Source organism: Arthrobacter sp. P1_B9, from assembly GCF_056406495.1.
Genome location: NZ_JBFUAA010000018.1, coordinates 1 through 18,616 on the forward strand (window position 1 = coordinate 1; position 18,616 = coordinate 18,616).

General features: G+C 62.3%; 12 protein-coding genes. 2 read left to right on the forward strand and 10 right to left on the reverse strand.

The window, feature by feature from the left end:
• Positions 1-50: 50 nt before the first annotated feature.
• Positions 51-3,446 carry a pyruvate carboxylase gene (locus AC1D1A_RS19010; protein WP_476870563.1) on the reverse strand — a complete coding sequence of 1,132 codons (3,396 nt, stop codon included), beginning with the start codon at positions 3,444-3,446 and terminating at the stop codon, positions 51-53.
• A 317-nt stretch (positions 3,447-3,763) separates the two neighbouring features.
• On the opposite strand from AC1D1A_RS19010, the gene AC1D1A_RS19015 reads away from it, so the two are divergent.
• The gene (locus tag AC1D1A_RS19015; protein WP_476948446.1) at positions 3,764-4,645 is read left to right on the forward strand and encodes a ParA family protein; all 882 of its coding nucleotides are present in this window, start codon (positions 3,764-3,766) and stop codon (positions 4,643-4,645) included.
• 130 nt (positions 4,646-4,775) lie between these two features.
• Here the strand turns inward: AC1D1A_RS19015 and AC1D1A_RS19020 are convergent, their stop codons facing one another.
• From AC1D1A_RS19020 to gcvH, 5 genes are all read right to left on the reverse strand, one after another.
• Positions 4,776-5,372, reverse strand: coding sequence for a MerR family transcriptional regulator (locus AC1D1A_RS19020; protein WP_028275903.1), 597 nt, complete (start codon positions 5,370-5,372; stop codon positions 4,776-4,778).
• Between the two features lie 351 nt (positions 5,373-5,723).
• Positions 5,724-6,227: a bifunctional nuclease family protein gene (locus AC1D1A_RS19025; protein ID WP_230009361.1), complete on the reverse strand. Its 504-nt coding sequence runs from the start codon at positions 6,225-6,227 to the stop codon at positions 5,724-5,726.
• Positions 6,227-6,949: a transcriptional regulator FtsR gene (ftsR, locus tag AC1D1A_RS19030; protein WP_026266235.1), complete on the reverse strand. Its 723-nt coding sequence runs from the start codon at positions 6,947-6,949 to the stop codon at positions 6,227-6,229. The genes AC1D1A_RS19025 and ftsR overlap by 1 nt, the downstream gene beginning before the upstream one ends.
• Positions 6,950-6,966: 17 nt before the next feature.
• The gene (locus tag AC1D1A_RS19035) at positions 6,967-7,443 is read right to left on the reverse strand and encodes an FHA domain-containing protein (RefSeq protein ID WP_028275906.1); all 477 of its coding nucleotides are present in this window, start codon (positions 7,441-7,443) and stop codon (positions 6,967-6,969) included.
• A gap of 160 nt (positions 7,444-7,603) precedes the next feature.
• Positions 7,604-7,990: a glycine cleavage system protein GcvH gene (gene gcvH, locus AC1D1A_RS19040; RefSeq protein WP_079553886.1), complete on the reverse strand. Its 387-nt coding sequence runs from the start codon at positions 7,988-7,990 to the stop codon at positions 7,604-7,606.
• A gap of 195 nt (positions 7,991-8,185) precedes the next feature.
• On the opposite strand from gcvH, the gene AC1D1A_RS19045 reads away from it, so the two are divergent.
• Positions 8,186-9,055, forward strand: a complete 870-nt coding sequence (locus tag AC1D1A_RS19045; RefSeq protein ID WP_476948447.1) for an Fpg/Nei family DNA glycosylase — start codon at positions 8,186-8,188, stop codon at positions 9,053-9,055.
• Between the two features lie 363 nt (positions 9,056-9,418).
• On the opposite strand, the gene AC1D1A_RS19050 is transcribed toward AC1D1A_RS19045, so the two are convergent.
• From AC1D1A_RS19050 to AC1D1A_RS19065, 4 genes are read right to left on the reverse strand one after another with little or no spacing between them, the layout of a single operon-like run.
• Positions 9,419-12,580, reverse strand: coding sequence for a type III restriction-modification system endonuclease (locus AC1D1A_RS19050; RefSeq protein ID WP_476948448.1), 3,162 nt, complete (start codon positions 12,578-12,580; stop codon positions 9,419-9,421).
• Positions 12,581-12,583: 3 nt separating this feature from the next.
• A complete protein-coding gene (locus AC1D1A_RS19055; protein ID WP_476948449.1) occupies positions 12,584-14,662 on the reverse strand; it encodes a site-specific DNA-methyltransferase in 2,079 nt (692 codons plus the stop codon).
• On the reverse strand, positions 14,647-15,348 hold the full coding sequence (locus tag AC1D1A_RS19060; protein WP_476948450.1) for a DUF4391 domain-containing protein: 702 nt from the start codon (positions 15,346-15,348) through the stop codon (positions 14,647-14,649). Before AC1D1A_RS19060 ends, AC1D1A_RS19055 begins: the two co-directional genes overlap by 16 nt.
• The gene (locus AC1D1A_RS19065; protein ID WP_476948451.1) at positions 15,345-18,608 is read right to left on the reverse strand and encodes a helicase-related protein; all 3,264 of its coding nucleotides are present in this window, start codon (positions 18,606-18,608) and stop codon (positions 15,345-15,347) included. The genes AC1D1A_RS19060 and AC1D1A_RS19065 overlap by 4 nt, the downstream gene beginning before the upstream one ends.
• Positions 18,609-18,616 lie beyond the last annotated feature (8 nt).

Genomic DNA, 18,616 nt, shown 5'->3' on the forward strand with positions numbered 1-18,616 from the left:
GCCGGAAGGACCCTTCTGTGTTGATGGGCTACGGTGTTGCCGCGCTGCCGCTATTCGACGACGAGCAGCAGATCCCCGCCCTGGACCTGTTCGATCCCGGCGACGGCGAGCCGCGCGACGGTGCCGGCCACCGGCGTCGTGATGGACGCCTCCATCTTCATGGCCTCGATCGTGGCCACGGTGTCGCCGGCCTTGACGGTGTCCCCGGCCTTGACGGTCAGCGTGACGGCACCGGCGAACGGCGAGGCGACCTGGCCCGGCTGGGAGGTGTCGGCGCGTTCGGCGGCCTTGACGTTGCTCACCACTGAACGGTCGCGGACCACCACGGGCCGGGACTGGCCGTTGAGCGTGCACATGACCGTGCGCATGCCCTTCTCGTCCGGCTCGGAGACGGCCTCGAGCGAGGCGATCAGCCGGACGCCCTTCTCGAGCTCGATCTCGTGCTCCGCGCCGCGCTGCAGCCCGAAGAGGTAGTCCCGCGTGTCCAGCACCGAAAGGTTGCCGTAGGCCTCCACGCTCTTCTGGTAGTCCTTGGTGGGACCTGCGAAGAGCAGGCGGTTGAGCGTGCCCCGCCGGGTCTTGGAATCGCCGTTGAGCGCGGCGCTGTCCTCGGCGCTGATCTCGACGTCGCGGACCTTGACAGTGCGGCCCTGCAGCGCCTTGGTCCGGAAGGGCTCGGGCCAGCCGCCGGGCGGGTCACCGAGCTCGCCGGAAAGGAAGCCGATCACGGAATCCGGGACGTCGTATTTTTGCGGGTTCTCGTTGAAGTCTTCCGGGTCGGCGTTGAGGCCCACCAGATGCAGGGCGAGGTCGCCCACCACCTTGGACGACGGGGTCACCTTGACCAGCCGGCCGAGGATCCGGTCCGCCGCGGTGTACATGTCCTCGATCGCCTCGAAACGCTCGCCCAGGCCCAGCGCCATCGCCTGCTGGCGCAGGTTGGAGAGCTGGCCGCCCGGAATTTCGTGCTGGTAGACCCGGCCCGTGGGCCCCGGCAGTCCGGACTCGAACGGCGCGTAGACCCGGCGGACGGCCTCCCAGTAAGGCTCGAGGGCGCAGACGTTCGCCAGGCTGAGGCCGGTGTCGCGCGGCGTGTGGGCCAGCGCGGCGACGAGGGCCGATGCCGAGGGCTGGCTGGTGGTTCCGGCCAGGGAGGCCGAGGCCACGTCCACAGCGTCCACGCCGGCATCCACGGCCGCGAGGAGCGTGGCCAGCTGGCCGCCGGCGGTGTCGTGGGTGTGCAGATGGACGGGGAGGTCGAACCGCTCCCGGAGCGCCGAGACCAGGCGCGCCGCGGCAGCCGGACGCAGCAGTCCGGCCATGTCCTTGATCGCCAGGATGTGCGCCCCGGCGTCGACGATTTTCTGCGCCAGCTCCAGGTAGTAATCCAGGGTGTAGAGCGTTTCCTCCGGGTCCAGCATGTCCGCGGTGTAGCAGAGGGCAACCTCGGCGACGGCGGTACCGGTCTCACGGACGGCCCGGATGGCCGGGGCCATCTGGTTGACGTCGTTGAGGGCGTCGAAGATCCGGAAAATGTCGATGCCCGTGGCGGCGGCCTCGTTGACGAACGCCACCGTGACCTCTTCCGGGTAGGGCGTGTAGCCGACGGTGTTGCGGCCGCGGAGCAGCATCTGCAGGCACAGGTTCGGCATGGCCTTGCGCAGGGCGGCAAGCCGGTCCCAGGGGTCTTCGCCGAGGAAGCGCAGGGCGACGTCGTAGGTCGCCCCGCCCCAGGCCTCGACCGAGAGCAGCTCGGGGAGCAGCTTGGATTCTGCGGGACCGGCCGCCACGAGGTCCCGGGTGCGCACCCGGGTGGCGAGCAGGGACTGGTGCGCGTCGCGGAACGTGGTGTCCGTGACGGCCACGGCGTCCTGCGCGCGCAGGGCACGGGCAAACCCTTCCGGGCCGAGTTCCTGAAGACGCTGGCGGGACCCTGGCCGGGCCGCGGCGTCATCCAGGGCCGGAAGCTTGTCCGCCGGGTCCGTGTGGACCTTGAGTTCGCCGTTGGGCTTGTTGACCGTGACGTCGGCAAGCCAGGTCAGCAACTTGGTGCCGCGGTCGGCCGAGACCCGTGCCTTCAGCAGCTGGGGCCGTTCGTCAATGAACGAGGTAGCCACATCCCCGGCGACGAAGTCGGGATCGTCCAGGACGGCCTGCAGGAAGGAGATGTTGGTGGACACGCCGCGGATGCGGAACTCGGCGAGGGCGCGGCGGGCCCGGGCGACGGCGGCCGGGTAGTTGCGGCCGCGGCAGGTCAGCTTGACCAGCATGGAGTCGAAGTGCGGGCTGATCTCCGCGCCCGAGTAGACGGTGCCGCCGTCAAGCCGGACGCCTGCGCCGCCGGCCGAGCGGTAGCCGGTGATCTTGCCGACGTCGGGCCGGAAGCCGTTGGCCGGGTCCTCCGTGGTGATGCGGCACTGCAGGGCGGCGCCCTTGAGCTGGACGCTCTCCTGGGACAGGCCCAGGTCCGCGAGGCTCTCACCGGCGGCGATGCGCAGCTGCGCCTGGACGAGGTCGACGTCGGTGACTTCCTCGGTCACCGTGTGCTCGACCTGGATCCGGGGGTTCATTTCGATGAATACGTGCTGGCCAGCCCGCTCACCCACCGTGTCGACAAGGAATTCGACGGTACCGGCGTTGACGTAGTTCAGCGCTTTCGCGAACTTCACGGCGTCGCGGTACAGCGCCTGCCGGATGCCTTCGTCCAGGTTCGGCGCCGGGGCGATCTCGATGACCTTCTGGTGGCGGCGTTGGATGGAACAGTCACGCTCGAAGAGGTGCATCACGTTGCCCTCCGCGTCGGCCAGGATCTGGACCTCGATGTGGCGCGGGCGCAGGACGGCCTGCTCCAGGAACATGGTGGGGTCGCCGAACGCGGCGTCGGCTTCGCGCATGGCGGCCTGCAGGGCCTCCGGGAGCGCCTCGCGGGTGTCCACGCGGCGCATGCCGCGCCCGCCGCCGCCGGCGACGGCCTTGGCAAAAATGGGGAAGCCGATTTCATCCGCGGCGGCGATCAGTTCGTCCAGGTCCTTCGACGGCTGGCTGGACTTGAGGACCGGGACGCCGGCCTTGCGCGCGGCCTCGAGGGCGGCAACCTTATTACCGGCGAGTTCCAGAACCTCGGCCGGCGGGCCGACGAAGGTGATGCCGGCCTCCTTCGCGGCCCGCGCCAGGCGCGGGTTCTCGGAGAGGAAACCGTAACCGGGGTAAATGGCGTCCGCCCCGGACTCCTTGGCGACGCGCACCACCTCATCAACGTCCAGGTAGGCCCGGACCGGATGTCCCTCCTCGCCGATCAGATACGCCTCATCGGCCTTCTGGCGGTGAATGGAGTTGCGGTCCTCATGGGGAAACACAGCGACAGTCTTGGCACCCAGCTCGTAGCTCGCGCGGAAGGCGCGAATCGCGATTTCGCCGCGGTTGGCCACCAGAATCTTAGAAAACATACTTCTCCTGCTTCATCGCGGGCGTATCGGTAAGTGCTCACAGTGTCTAGGACCTGTGCGGGCAAACACAAATCATTGTGGCGACTGTCACAGCATTATCCGTCACGGACGCCGCGATGGGCAGGGCCTTGGCCTTGGAGCTTTCCCCGTCCGTCCGATTGGCGAGGTTCTGGCGCCCCACGCCGGATGAAACGGGTTTCGCCGGAGCATCAACATATGATGAGTGGGTGGGTGGCGCATGCACGCCCCGGCTCCGAAGAACGCAGGAGCCGGCACGACCCCGTCTCGGCAACCGGCGTTAGGTATTGGTTTTTCAAGTGCAAGTAGTGAGCATCAGCAGCCTCAAAGGCGGTGTCGGCAAGACATCCGTGACCACCGGACTGGCGTCGGCGGCATTGGCCGCCGGCATCCCCACCCTCGTCGTCGACCTTGATCCGCATGCTGACGCCAGCACGGCCCTGGGCGTGAGTCCGGACGATCAGCTCGATATCGGCAGGATGCTGAGGTCGCCGCGGCGGGCACATCTGGCGGACAACGTGGTCCCCAGCGGCTGGGTGGAACACGCCCGGATCAACGGCCGCAGCAACGCCAGCGGCAGTGCCAACGGCAGGATTCAGTCCGGCGCGGCAACCTCCGTCCTGGACGTGGCCGTCGGCTCTGCCTATACCGGCATCTACGACCGCCCCGACCTGGGCCGCCGCGACCTTCGCCGGCTTTCCACGGTCCTGGCCGGCGCCACGAACTACGAACTCGTCCTGGTCGATTGCCCCCCGTCACTGAACGGCCTGACCCGGATGGCGTGGTCCGCAAGCGACAAGGTGACCCTGGTAGCCGAGCCCGGGCTTTTCTCGGTGGCCGGCACGGAACGCACCATGCGCGCCATCCAGCTCTTCCGGCAGGAATTCGCCCCCAAGCTGTCCCCTGCCGGCATCGTGGCCAACCGGGTGCGCAGCAGTTCGGCCGAGCACACGTTCCGGCTCTCGGAGATGGAATCCATGTTCGGCCAACTGCTGTTGAGCCCGCATATCCCGGAGCAGGCCAACTGGCAGCAGATCCAGGGCGCCGCCCACTCCATCCACCACTGGCCCGGCGACTCGGCCAAGAATGCGGCCGGGCTCTTCGATGCCCTGCTGCAGAACCTGCTGAACCAGGGCGGCGTGGCCCCGGCCGGCGCTGTCCGAGACCGCAGCCTTCGGTAGCCCCGGACTGCCGTACACAGCCCAACAGAAATGAGGCCGCCTTCCCTGTCCGGGAGGCGGCCTCATCTTGTTGTACTCAGTTTCTGTGCTCAGTCGTTGCTGTGCTCAGTCACGTCTGCAGCTGCGGGCGCTAGCCGATCTTGCGGGCCGCCCGGCGTTTGCTCAGCTCGTCGTCGGGAAAGGACTGGTCCGCGGCGTGTTCGCTGGGAAGAGCTGCGAGGCTTCCTTCAACTTCGCGCCATACGCGGCCGACGGCGATGCCGAACACCCCCTGGCCGCCCTGGACGAGATCGATGACTTCATCTGCCGATGTGCACTCGTAGACGCTGGCGCCGTCGCTCATGAGCGTGATTTGGGCGAGGTCCTCGACGCCGCGCTCCCGCAGGTGTTCCACGGCGGTGCGGATCTGTTGCAGGGAGACGCCCGTGTCCAGGAGCCGTTTGACCACCTTGAGAACCAGAATGTCGCGGAAGCCGTAGAGCCGCTGCGAGCCGGAGCCGGCCGCACCGCGGACGGCGGGCTCAACGAGTCCGGTGCGCGCCCAATAATCGAGTTGGCGGTAGGTAATGCCGGCCGCCTTGCAGGCGGTGGGTCCGCGGTAGCCCGCGTCCTCGTCCAGAACGGGGAGATCCTCGGTGAACAGCAGGCCTTGGGCACCGCTGGCGGGCACAGCAACGCCGGCCGTTGAGGCCTGCTTCAGCTCGCCTGCTTCGCCTTTCGGACTCACGTGGACCCTCCTTGTCGTGGGTTCCCCTGGGTTTGTTGCATCGGCAGCAATAGATGTGAACAGCTGCATGACACCGGATGAATATTTCATCCGTGTAATTCAGCCGGACTGCACCTTCCAGTGTGACTTGCGCGGCTACCGTATGCAATGGGAACTTGTACCTTCGACGTTAGGCCTGCCGGGGCCCAAGGTCAAAGACGTTGGGGCTATTCCAAGGGCGTGTCGAAAGTTTCATCCTCGACTTTAACGTTTGGTGCCGCCACAGCTGTCACGCACGTATCAGAAACACCAGCAGTCACAGGCACGCCCGCAATCGCGGCAGGTTCCCTGGCGCCGGTTGCCTGGGCCGGCTCAGCCGCCGAAGTCTTCGGGTTCGACGTCGTCGAGGAACTCGCGGAAGCGCCGCAGTTCGACTTCCTCGTCCACGGCGGGTCCGGGGTGCGTGTCCTCGCCCTCGTCGTGTTCGGTGATCCGGACGCCGGCCTCGTCCATGACGGCGTCGGCGCACCAGATCCGGCACTTGGCGCGCAGGGCAACGGCCAACCCATCGGAGGCCCGGGAGCTCACGGTGGTGCCGTTCTCGAACTGCAGCTGCCCGTAGAAGATGTTGTCCTCCACCGCCACGATGTTGACGCTGACGATCGTGTGGCCCAGGGCCTCGACAACGTCCACCAGGAGGTCGTGGGTCATCGGCCGGGGCGGGATGACCCCCTGCTGGGCCAGGGCGATGGCGCTGGCCTCCGGGGTCCCGATCCAGATGGGCACGTGGCGCTCACCATGGATTTCCTTGAGCAGGACAAGCGGCTGGTTGGACGGCAACTCGATCCGCACGCCGACAATCTCCACCTCAATCATCAGATGTCCATCCTTGAGATGCGGTCGTGGACCAGCGCCTGGTGCAAGGACAGGCAGAGGTCGCTGATTTCCCGGGCCGCCTCGGCGGCGCGGGCGTGGGAGGCTGCGTCCTTGCGGGAGGTCAGGGTGGCCACAGCACGCTCCACGAGCCCGAATTCGCGGTCGGCAGCCGCCTGGAAGGGCCGCAGGTGGCGGGGTTCCAGGCCATGGCTCTCCAGCTGGACGCAGGCCCGCGCGACCTGCAGCGCGTGTTCGTCGAATTTGCCGTTGACGTGCCCGATCAGGCCGTAGCTCAGGAGCGATTCCAGCAGCGGGACGCTCGCCCCGGATTCGGCGCGCAGCTGCTCCTCGCTGAGCCTGCGTGCCCGGCTCTGCAGCTCGGAGGCGAGCTCCTCGGAGACAATCCGCGGGGACAACGTGACGCCTGCCGGCAGGTTCTCCGGCCGTTCGCCCCGGTCGATCGCATCCAGGTAGTCCTTGATGACCTTCAGCGGCAGGTACTGGTCACGCTGGAGTGAGAGGACGAAGCGCAGCCGTTCGACGTCGTTCTCGGAGTACTGACGGTAGCCGGCAGGTGTCCGCTGCGGGTTGATGAGTCCCTTTTCTTCAAGGAACCGGATTTTTGACGCAGTCATGCTGGGGAAGTCGTCGCTCAGTTGAGCCAGGACTTCCCCGATGTTCAGAACCTGGGGTCCGCGCCGATCCGCATGTGCCGTGGCCACAGGCAACTACCCCGGAATCAGACGTTGCCTGCTGCGCGGGCAGGGCTGAGGTAGAAGGTGAGGCGGAATTTGCCGATCTGGACCTCGTTGCCGGACTTCAGTTCCACCGAGTCCACGCGGTCGTGGTTGACGTAGGTGCCGTTCAGGCTCCCGGTGTCCACAACCTCAAAGCTGCGCGCAGTACGGCGGAATTCGACGTGCCTGCGCGAAACAGTGACGTCGTCGAGGAAGATGTCGGCGTCCGGGTGGCGGCCCGCCGTGGTGACGTCGGAGTCCAGCAGGAACCGCGCACCGGCGTTGGGGCCGCTGTGCGCGACGAGCAGGGCCGATCCGAAGGGAAGGGCCTCAACCGCTGCCCGTTCCTCAGTCGAAAGCTTCGGCGTGAAATTGGGTTCGTCGCGCACCGGAGTGAGGTTGATCGACGTGGTCTCCGAAGCCTTCACTCCACCCGTGCCGTAACCGTCACCGGTGTCGTTCCGTTCGTGCCCAAACATTGAGTCCTCCTCATTCGTTGCAGGTGTCCCCCCTGCAAACAACGCATGCCGTCCGGAAAAGCCTTGCAGTCCCGGTAATGAGGCCCTTCGGCTGGGCGCGGCCTTGTTTTGTTATCCCAACAACACGCGCCGGCGGCCCCGGCCCGAATGACCTCTGCCTTTAGCCTACCTGCTGTTCATACTCGGATGCACTGAGCAAGGACTCGACCGCGTCGGCTTCCGCGAGCTTGATTTCGATCAGCCAGCCTTCACCGTACGGATCGGAGTTGATAAGGGCGGAATCGGTGTCCAGCGACTCGTTCCTGGCGACTACCTCGCCCGTCACCGGGGCGTAAATGTCACTGACGCTCTTGGTGGATTCGACCTCGCCGACGACGTCGTTGGCCTTGATGGTGGTCCCGACCTCGGGCATCTGGGCGTAGACGACATCCCCGAGGGCGTCCTGGGCAAAATCAGTGATGCCCACGCGCACAACCCCGTCGGCGTTGGGGGCCGAAACCCATTCGTGTTCTGCGGTGTAGGACAGGTCTTCGGGAATGATGCTCATGACGGGCCTTTCATCGGGTCAATCACCTGGCGGCGGCAGTCGTTTGTTCTAGCCGCCGCTGAAAGTATAGGCACATCGGGCAGGGGCCGGGGAGGCATCTGCGAAGATGGTGCCATGGCAGAACATGCTCCGCTGAAGGGCGGGAATGTGAACAACCGGGGCGCCGGGACCGTCCGGACACGTGAGGGCTAGGCCGTGCCTGAGCTTCCTGAAGTTGCGGCCCTGACGGACTTTCTGGACGAGCACCTGCGCGGAGCAATGGTGCGGAAAATCCAGCCGGTCTCCTTCGCCGTGCTCAAGACGGCAGCCCCTCCCTACTCCGACCTCCAGGGCAAGGCCGTCAGCGGCGTGCAAAGGTTCGGCAAGTTTGTCAGCCTGGAAGCGGACGGGCTGCATTTTGTCTTCCACCTCGCCCGGGCCGGCTGGGTCCGCTTCACGGACTCCCCCACCGACGCCCAGCTGAAAATGGGGAAGGGCCACATCGCGCTGCGGCTGACGTTCTCGGGCGATTCCGGCCCGGTGGGCATGGACCTGACCGAGGCGGGCACGAAGAAGAGCCTGGCGGTCTATGTGGTCCGTGATCCGCACGACGTGCCCGGCATCGCGGCGCTCGGACCGGATCCGTTCAGTCCGGACTTCGACGTGGATGCCCTGGCCGGGATTCTCGGCTCCAGTTCCCAGCAGATCAAGGGCGTCCTGAGGAGCCAGGGCATCATCGCCGGGATTGGGAACGCGTACAGTGACGAGATCCTGCATGCCGCCAGGACTTCGCCGTTCGCGATCGCCAGGTCGCTGGACCGGACGGACGTTCAGCGCCTCTACGACGCCATCCACACCATTCTGGGAACGGCGGTGGCGGAGGCCAAGGGCAAGCCGCCCAACGAACTCAAGGACACCAAGCGGAGCCACATGCGGGTCCACGGCCGGACCGGCGAACCGTGTCCGGTGTGCGGGGACACGGTCCGGGAGGTTTCCTTTGCCGATTCCGCCCTGCAGTACTGCCCGACGTGCCAGACCAAAGGAAAGATCCTGGCCGACCGCCGGACGTCCCGCTTCCTGAAATAGCGGATCACCGCGGACCTTCCTGGGAACACCACGGAGCGGATGTGTCCGGGAAACAGAAAACCCCGCCATTCCTTCATCAGGAATGGCGGGGTTTCAGCTGTTGGTCGGGCTGACAGGATTTGAACCTGCGACCCCTTGACCCCCAGGTATCGGTAAGGCATTCACCGGTGTCCGCCAACGTCCATGAAAGAGCTAGATTCGGGAAGCTAGGCCGATGGCGGACACCCACGACCATCCACAAATCCTGATGCGTTGCTACACCCGTTGCTACATCTTTATTACCGACAGCTTAATGGTGCGCTCATTTGAAGTCCTGTTCCACGCCTGGAAACGTACGGCTATCCGTGGCCTTTCAAAGGGTCGTCAATGCGTGAGCTCATAACCTCGGTCCTTCAACTCTTTTGGGCCGCCATCCCCAACCAGCTGCATGAGCTGGCTGTAGTCGGTCACAACGTCGTAAGTCACCGCGTCAGCATGCTGGTGGTTCAGCTCGGCGAAGAACTTTCGGGCGCATTCGATCTTGGCCTCCTCAACTCCACGAAGCTGCATCGAGGATAGCGAGCCTTTCGTCTCTGCGACGAAGTAGACGTGCTTGACTGCGGCTTCCTGGAAGGCAATCGCCCAGTCGGGGTTATAGTCGCCAACCGGAGTCGGTATGAAGAAGCCGCGTGGGAGCTTGGCGTAGACGACAACCTCTTTGCTGGTGTCCAATTCCGTGACGAAGGCGCGTTCGCCTTTGGAGTCGGTGACGACGTAGTCGTAGATGTGCTTTGTCAGCTTCTCCCCCGCCTTGGCGAAGTCCTGCTTCGTCTGGTTGGCGGTGAAGATCGCGGTGTCGTGCCGCTCGGCAAGGGTGTCGTACGTCAGGTGCTCGATGATCACAGTTGCTTTCTGCTCGTTGATCAGGCGGGCGGCCTCGGCAATGAAGTGCTCTGGGTTCTGCCGGTATTTGGCGAACGTCGTCGGCCTTACCTTGGCCAGGACTGCACTGGCCGTCCGGCGGGTGAGCTGAGTCTTGTCTGCGATCTCCCCGAGTAGGTCGTACCTGACCTGTGAGTCCGCCGAGACGGTCTCTGTACGTGTACTTGTCGAGCCAACAGAGAATCCCGCCCCGGTCGCCAAAGCGTCAGCGTCAAGTGCAGCCCGCTGCTCGCCGGCTTGGACGACGTACTGCATCGCTGTGACGTTCAAGTGGGCGTCGAGAGCCACTACACACTTCTTGATCAGCTCGGCCGAGTCGAACTCGACCTGATAGACAGCCTTGTGATTGATCCGACCCCAGAGTTCCTTGAACTCCTTCTTTGCGAAGTTCTCTTCGTTTAGCGGGATGCGCTTGGGCTTTCGGCCGTCATCAGGCAGTGGAACGCCCACGAAAAGCGCATCGACGATTGGCAAGAGGTAGTCGACAACCGATTTCAGCACGTCGGAACTCGGCTCAGCGAGGGTACCGGTGGCGCGGGCGCTCCTGTAAGCCTCGGAGATGGTGTCATCGTCGTTAACGTAGTCGTTCTTGACCAGGTACTTGTACAGTGCGTTCGCCAGATGTTCCTCGAGGATGCTCTCGCCCGATTCAGTAGTAAACGTCTTACCTGAGAAGTATTTGACGCTGGCCTTCCGCGGACGGGAAACCAGCGATTCGCTGATCTCCTTCTGAAGGCCCGTCACGAAGTCGGTGTAGGACTCGTCGGTGACGACGGTCAGCTCGTTGATGTCGTGCACGGTGGCAGGGTTGTCCATCCGCTCGCCATTTTGGTCGACTGCAAGCCGCAGACCGCGACCGATTTCCTGGCGACGGGACACGGTATTGTCGCTTTTCTTGAGCATTCCCATGACAAATACGTTGGGGTTGTCCCAGCCTTCGCGCAGGGCCGAATGGCTGAAGATAAACCGCACTGGCTCGGCGAACGACAGTAGCCGCTCCTTGTCCTTAAGAATTAGGTCGTAGGCGCTGACATCGACGGACTGGCCCACATCGTCGCCCCGTTTTGCCACGCTCGGGTCCACTAGCCGCTTGGTCTTCTGATCAATCGAGAAGTATCCCTGATGCGTTTTCTCTACATTGACCGACTCCAGATGGTGCCTGTATGCCACTGCTTCGGTGTCGAAGTCCAACTGGCTCAACTCGTCGGCGACAAGCGCCCGGTACTCCTCCTCGAAGACTCGCGCATAGTCACCGAGCGTGTCTTCACGATCGTAGTCGCGGTACTTGGCCACTTCGTCGATGAAGAACAGCGAGAGCACCTTGATGCCTTGGGCGAAGAGCTCGCGCTCCTTGTCCAAGTGAGTGCGAATTACCTCACGGATTTGGATGCGGCGTTTGGCCTCTTCGGTCACGTCGGCGGTGATCTGCCCGACCGCCACGATGCTGCCGTTACTGAGTTCGATGACGTCCCGGTTAGCGTCTATTTCTGTGACAACGAGGTTCTTGTAGGATTCGATCCCACCCGAGATGTCATGGAGTCGGGTTCCGCGGTCGATGCGCTTGACCAACCGCTTGATGCCGCTCTTGGTCTGCACCTCCAGCTCCACCCGAGCACGCGGCTTCGCGCCCTTTGCAATCTCGATCGCATCTAGGTACAGGTAGGCTGTGCTTCCGGCCAGACCCTTGACTGTGATGCCGCGCACGGCGATCTTTTTCACGAGCCTCTGGTTGTAGGCATCGAGCGCGTCCAATCGGTGTACTTTGTTATGTTCCACCTTGTGGGTCGCTGAGTAGCGCAGCACCATGAGTGGAGCAAAGTTGGACAGCGACTCCAACGACTTTGGTGCGCCGATCTTCTGCGGCTCGTCAATGATGACGATGGGTCGATTCGCCGCGATGACGTCTATCGGCTTGCGCGAGTTGAAGTCATCGAGGCCTACCATCTCAACCACGCCGCGGGAGTTCATCTTTGGCGTTCCATAGATCCGACGGTTGTCCTTGCCGCTGGAGTTGAAGGCTTGGATGTTAATGATCATCACTTGCACGCCGGCGTCTGACGAGAACGTCTTCAACTCATGGAGGCGGGAGGAGTCGTAGATGAACGACCGCGGCTTGGTGCCGTAGGTCTGCTGGAAATGCTCGGCTGTGATATCAAACGATTTCTTGACGCCTTCGCGGATCGCCACACTCGGCACCACGACGATGAATTTGCTCCAACCGTAGCGCTTATTCAGCTCCATGATGGACTTAATGTAGACGTACGTCTTGCCCGTTCCCGTCTCCATCTCAACGTCCAGGTTGAGCGTGTTCGGTGTCGCCGCGGCTTTGCTCGGCACGAGCGCCTTCGAAAGTGGTAGGTTGCGGCTGCGCTGCACAGCCTGGATGTTCTCCAGCAACTGTCCAGGGCTTAGCGCGATCTCGGCGTTACGCAGGCCGGAGTCCGGCGTCTCGGAAATTGCCAACACGGGCTGAGCAGACTTTGTGATACGACCGGGGTCGATCCGATAGGTCACCCCATGGTCGCGAGGCTGACCGGCGAAGCAGTCGACCACCGCTTCCACGGCATCGGTCTGATACTGCTGAACCTTGAACCGAAATTTCATCGCTCAAATCGCCTTTACGTCCGTCGTCGGGGAGACCTCGGCAAATACCTGTTCGGCGTTGATGCGGTCCGCGTCGGTCGCGAATCCCGAGTCTCGGAACACAGCACGCAGCGGCTGGCGACGCGCGATTTCCCTTACGATGACGGGGCTCACCTCAGAGTTGAAGCAGGCGATCAACGTGCCGTTTTCGACGATGAATACGTCGACGTCTTCGATCTGCTCGATGGCGATGGGCATCGTCAGTTCCAGCCCCCAGTCGACCAGCACTTGGAACAGCAAGTCTTCACCCGTCCGGTCGGGCTTCACGCTGTCAGCAAAAAGGTCAAGCTCATCTTGTCCGAGCACGTCGGGCGTGCGAAGCACGTCAGCGAGGTTAGTTGAGTCGACTTTGAGTACGCGGAAGCCCACATCCCGATTCCACGCCGGACTGGACTTCCCCGCTAGCACACGTTCTCCGGAGAGTTCTAGACGAATCTTTGTAAGTTCTGATATGACGGTTGGCTTTCCGCGCTTCTGCAGGTACTTAATCGCATTCGAGATCGTCGTCTTGGCTGCGCCCGTCGCCGTGGCGAGATTGTCTTCCAGACGCTCAGGAAGCTGAACAAGAACTACGGGGCAGTTTTGACCGGTGCGAGCACACAGGTCAAATACCGCCTCCCCAGTTGTACCCGAGCCAGCAAAGAAGTCCATGACGATCCCCTCTGATCCATCAAGAACGTACTCGAAGAGGCGGGAAAGCTCCGCGTGATCCTTAGGATTATTGAATACCTTCCCGCCCATCAGGTCGCGCAGATGACGAACAGCGACTTGTGACTGCTTGTAGAAATAACTCCCACGAACCTGGTTAGCCAAGTCCACTTCGTCTGCTTCGTTTTCCTCTGATTCCGTATCCGCTTCTCCAGTAACCGGCCTTAGATGAGCCTTTCGGAATGGGGGCTCGGTATGGTCTTCACGAAATACAACGAGTCCTAGGTCGATATGTCGCTGCATCTCTGCGGGGTCGCTGTAGATCCAGCCACGCTCGGGCACCTTGCAAGGTTGGCCAGTTACGGGGTGGATGACATCGTATCTCTCGCCATCTCCACCGGGCCATGAGATGTCGCGGTCTCTCCACGGGCCGGCGGAGTCGATACGTCGATATCGCGACCACTTCTTCGCGGGCTCCGACTTAGGGAGGTCCGCGAACCACCGCGTTAGGTCTCGTTCGATCGCCGCGTCGTCTTCTTTGTGAATCTCCCGAAGACGAATGTACTCATCCCATATCTCCCGCGCACCCGGCTTTTCTTCACGCCACGATGTCCCTCTTTCCCGCAGCAGCGCCTTTGATTTCGCGTAAACGAGCACGTACTCGTGGCCGACAGAGAAAAACTTTGCATCGTTCTTCCGGCCTTTCTCCCAGACGAGCTGCGCAACGAAGTTCCGCTCGCCGAAGATCTCGTCCGCCATTCGCCGCAGCGACGCTTGCTCGGCGTCGTCGATGCTGATGAGGATCACCCCGTCATCGGTCAGGAGCCTACTTGCCAGCTTCAGGCGCGGGTAGACCATCGTGAGCCAGTCAGAGTGGAATCGCCCGTTGGACTCCATGTTGGCAACGAGCCGATATCCAGCTTCGTCGACCTGGCCAGACTTTGCCTCGTACGCGTCCTTGCCTTCCGAGAAGTTATCCCGGTAGACGAGGTCCGATCCTGTGTTGTAGGGCGGGTCGATGTAGATGAGCTTTACTTGTCCGAGGTAGGACTCTTGGAGGAGTTTGAGTGCGTGGAGGTTATCGCCCTCGATGAAGAGGTTTTGCGTGGTGTCGAAGTCCACCGAGTCCTCGCGCACCGGGCGGAGCGTCTTTGCAATTGGCGCGTTTGCGGCGAACAGGGCTTCACGCTTTCCTGGCCAGTCGAGCTGATAGCGCTCCTGCGGACCTTCAATGACGTGCGCGGAAAGCTCCTGTCGAAGCAGGTCGAAATCGATCATCTTGGTGGCGTTTCCGTCATCGTCACGCCCCTCGGTCATGACCGTAGGAAACAGTTCGGCAATCTTGTCGATATTCCGCTCAGTCAGGTCGGGTGAGTGCATCAGCAGTTTGTCCACGGGGTGTCCTCGGTCATTGGAGTTGCAGTGTCAATTAGCAGGGCCAGCTCGGCGGTTCGAGATAAGAGCTGGCGTCGCAGTTCCACCTTGCGGTTGAGCTGCGGTTCGTTTCGGAGCTTCTTTTCCAAGGTCGCGATGTCGCGTTCTAGCTTATTTGCCTGGTACATCCTGCCGGTTGCCGCCGACACGTCCTCTCCAGGACGAATCGCAGTGGGCAGGATTGGCGTCAGAAGTGCGGCGTACAGCCCTGGAAGATCGATTGCTGGGGGCAAGGGAATACGCGGCGCGCCGGCCGCATGCCATTCGGTGGTGAAGTAGGCGCTGAGCCGCGGGGTGGTACCGATGAGCTGCTTGTGCGACGCCACCATTCGCGTAATGCCGGTAGTGCGGCTGATCTCGAAAATGATCGGGAACGGCACGGCCCGGTCAATGGCGCTGAGCACATCTTCGCTGACATCATCGTCCTTGACCTCGATGGTGAAGATCTGAATCTCGGGCACGAACTCGTCACCGCGGAGGTGGATGGTCTCGTCGGCGAGCTTGTAAGCCCAAGTGATGCGCTGGACTTCGGAGACGAATTTCTCACGCACTGTAGCCGAGATGGTGGAACGCTCGTAGAACTTGGTTTTGGGCACGACGCGACCGAAATTAGCAGCCGTTGGCCATCGGTAGAGTGCCGCGCTCATCCTGCCACCACCGAGGCGGGATCCACGATGGCGAGGAACGCGATCAGCTCGAAGTCATCGAGCCCGCTGATGGTCTGGGTTAGCGCGGTCGTGTGGCCGCCTGTGAACAAGCTGTCGAGGTCACGTTCCTCGGTCACGTCGATCATTGAGCGGATCGCGGTCGTGAGCAGGTCGGAGTAGCGGCTCATGTCAGAGCCTTCAAGGGTGGCGGCGTTGAAGATTCGGCAAACGTCTGCGACAGGTTCGTCATACCCTCGGGATCCTGTGCGGATGAGGTCGAGCATGTGCTTCACCTCGGTGTGGTCGGCGATCACGTTGCCGTCGTTGTCTAGGTAGACGAGGTAGTGCGGGTGCAAGCGGTTCCCGCGGTTGATTGTCTCATCGGCGTTGACATTGCGGAGTGCGAAGAGGACGCCAGGCCGCAGGCCAATATCTGGCCGTGCGGGGACAACGGCGTGCAGACCGTTAGGGGCTGCGGAGAGGTCCCCGTACTCCTTGACATAGCTAAGGAGGTCCATGCGGAATTCATTAAGACCAAGGTCAGTGATGGACACGCMGGTGCGTACGTCCTCCAACTCGATGACCTCCTCCTGAAGCTTGCGAAGCTGTTCCTTTCGGAACGCGATGTCGCTCGACTTCTGGGTGAGGACGTTGTCGTCGGCGGTCGCGGCGAGGTCCGCGATGACCATGCGGTTCTCGACGCGCTCCTTAAGGTTGATGTACTCGTCCAAGGAGATGTCCGGCCAGAAGTTTACGAGTTGGATCTGCGTGTTGATGGAGCCGATGCGGTCGATGCGGCCGAACCGCTGGATGATCCGTACCGGGTTCCAGTGGATGTCGTAGTTGACCAGGTAGTCGCAGTCCTGGAGGTTTTGCCCCTCGCTGATGCAGTCGGTGCCGATCAGTATGTCGATGTCTCGCTGCTCGCTCGGCATGGCGAGGTGGCGGGACTTCGATCTTGGGGAGAACAGGGTGAGCACTTGCTGGAAGGCGATGCCCTTGCCGAGCGTGGTACGGGGGGTTCCCTGCCCTGTCACGACTGCCGTATGCAGGCCCTGCTGTGCGAGTTGCGGGGCTAGTTCGCGGTAGAGGTATGCGGCAGTGTCGGCGAACGCTGAGAAGATGAGCACCTTGCGGTTGCCGGCGTTGATTGGTGAGGCGATCTTGCTGTGGATGCGTTGCTTTAGTGCCTGGAGTTTCAGGTCGTGCTGCGGAGTGACGACGCTGACCCCTGCCAACAGTTCGGCGATCACGGCTGCGTCGTGGGCGAGGTCGCGCCGCCAGGATTCGATGTCCATGTCGGCGAGGTCGATTTGTACTTTTGTGCCGACGGTGCCGCTGGAGGGGAACTCAAAGTCGTCGTCGTCGACTTCGAGGTCGCCGATGGCCGCCGCGAGATCGGCCACCGAGCCGACGTGATTGTCGATCGCAGCGAGTCCTTGGTCGACTGTGCCGCCGAGCTTGCTGAGGGTGATGCGGAACGCTTCGACGGAACTCTCGAGGCGTTTGAGCAGGTTAACCGTCATGAGCTTTTGGATGCCGCGCTCACGGTTCGCGTGTCCGAGGTTCGCCATGCTTCCGCTTGTTGCCGGGTCGTAGAGCAGCTCGTATTTTTGTAGTCTGCTCGGGAACACGTAGGTCAGCGGTGCATAGACCGCGAGCGTTAGTGACGACAGCTGCTCGAACATTTCGTTGAACGAGGGCACTCCGGATAGGTCGGTCAGCGGTGACCGTACGGACTCTGGGGGTAACCGTTTGGGGAATGGTCCGATGTCGGACGTGTCGTAGAACGCTTGAATTTGTTTGCGGGAGCGGGCGATGGTCACGGCGTCGAGCAGTTCGAAGAAGTCGAAGTCCAGCCTGGAGAGGATCGCGTCCGTAGTGCGCTGCTCGGCTGGGAGCTTTGACCACTCGTTGAACACCCGCTGAGTTTGCCGGAATACTTCCTCGACGGTCGTTGAAATGTTGAGTTTGGCTGACAAGTTCWGTGAGTCGCCTTCGTAGGCCAGCGCGAGCTGGTTTCGAAGGTCGGTGAAGTGGTTGTTCACGGGTGTCGCCGACAGCATGAGCACTTTGGTCTTCACACCCTGCTGGATGACCTGCCGCATGAGTCGCCCATAGCGGGTCTCCTTTTCGGTGGTGAAGTCAGCGTTACGGAAGTTGTGTGACTCGTCAATCACGACGAGGTCGTAGTTGCCCCAGTTAACACGGTCTAGGGGGATGCCCAGAGACTCACCTCTAGTGCGGGAAAGGTCAGTGTGGGCGAGCACGTCGTAGTTGAAGCGGTCGGACGCGAAGATGTTCGTCGTAAGGTTCGCGTTGTAGTTCGTCCAGTTCTCAGCCAGCTTCTTCGGCGCGAGCACGAGCACGGACTTGTTGCGCAACTCGTAGTACTTGATGACCGCGAGCGCCGTGAACGTCTTGCCCAGGCCCACACTGTCAGCGAGGATGCATCCGTTATAGGTCTCCAATTTGTTGATCAGGCCCGTCGCGGCGTCTCGCTGGAAGTTGTATAGGCTCTTCCAGATCGCGCTGTCCTGGTACCCGGTCAGGTCATTGGGCAGCACGTCCTCGCTAATGTCGTCGAGGAATTCAGCAAATACATTGAACAGGATCAGGAAGTAGATGCGCGCCGGCGAGTTTTCTGCATAGACAGACGCGATGTGGTCGTGCACGGCCTCGGTCACGTCTTCAAGCTGCGCTGAGTTGTTCCAGATCTCGTCGAAGAGCTGTACGTACTGCGACGTCATCGGTGCGTCGTCGAGCTTGGTGATCATGTTGGACACGGCATTGCCGCGTTCATAGCCAAGATCCGCTGAGGTGAAACCTTGAAGCGGCAGGTACGCCGCCTTATCGTCAACCATGGCGAACTGCTGCATCGGTGCAGCCGTCTTGTTCGACCGGAACCGCACTTTGCGCCGCACCCACTCAGCGCACTCGCGCGCGATCGCTCGCTGAGTCATCTTATTGCGCAGCCGAATCTCAAACTCAGACCCGTATAACGTCGACTCGCCGTTCAGGCCCTGGGGGATGAAAAACTCGCGCTGTTCCTTCGGGAGCCGGTCAGTTGCTCTGGCGGTTACGAAAGAGGGCGAGGTAAAGATGAACTGCAACTCCTCGAGGTGCTCCAGCTCTTTGCGTAGCGCCTCAAACGCGAAGATTGAGAAAGAGGACGCCGCGATGCGCAACCTCGAACCCCTGACTATCTCTGTCTTAAGGTCATCACCCAGAAGTTCATTAACGTTGTCGATGATCCGCACGTCCGTCA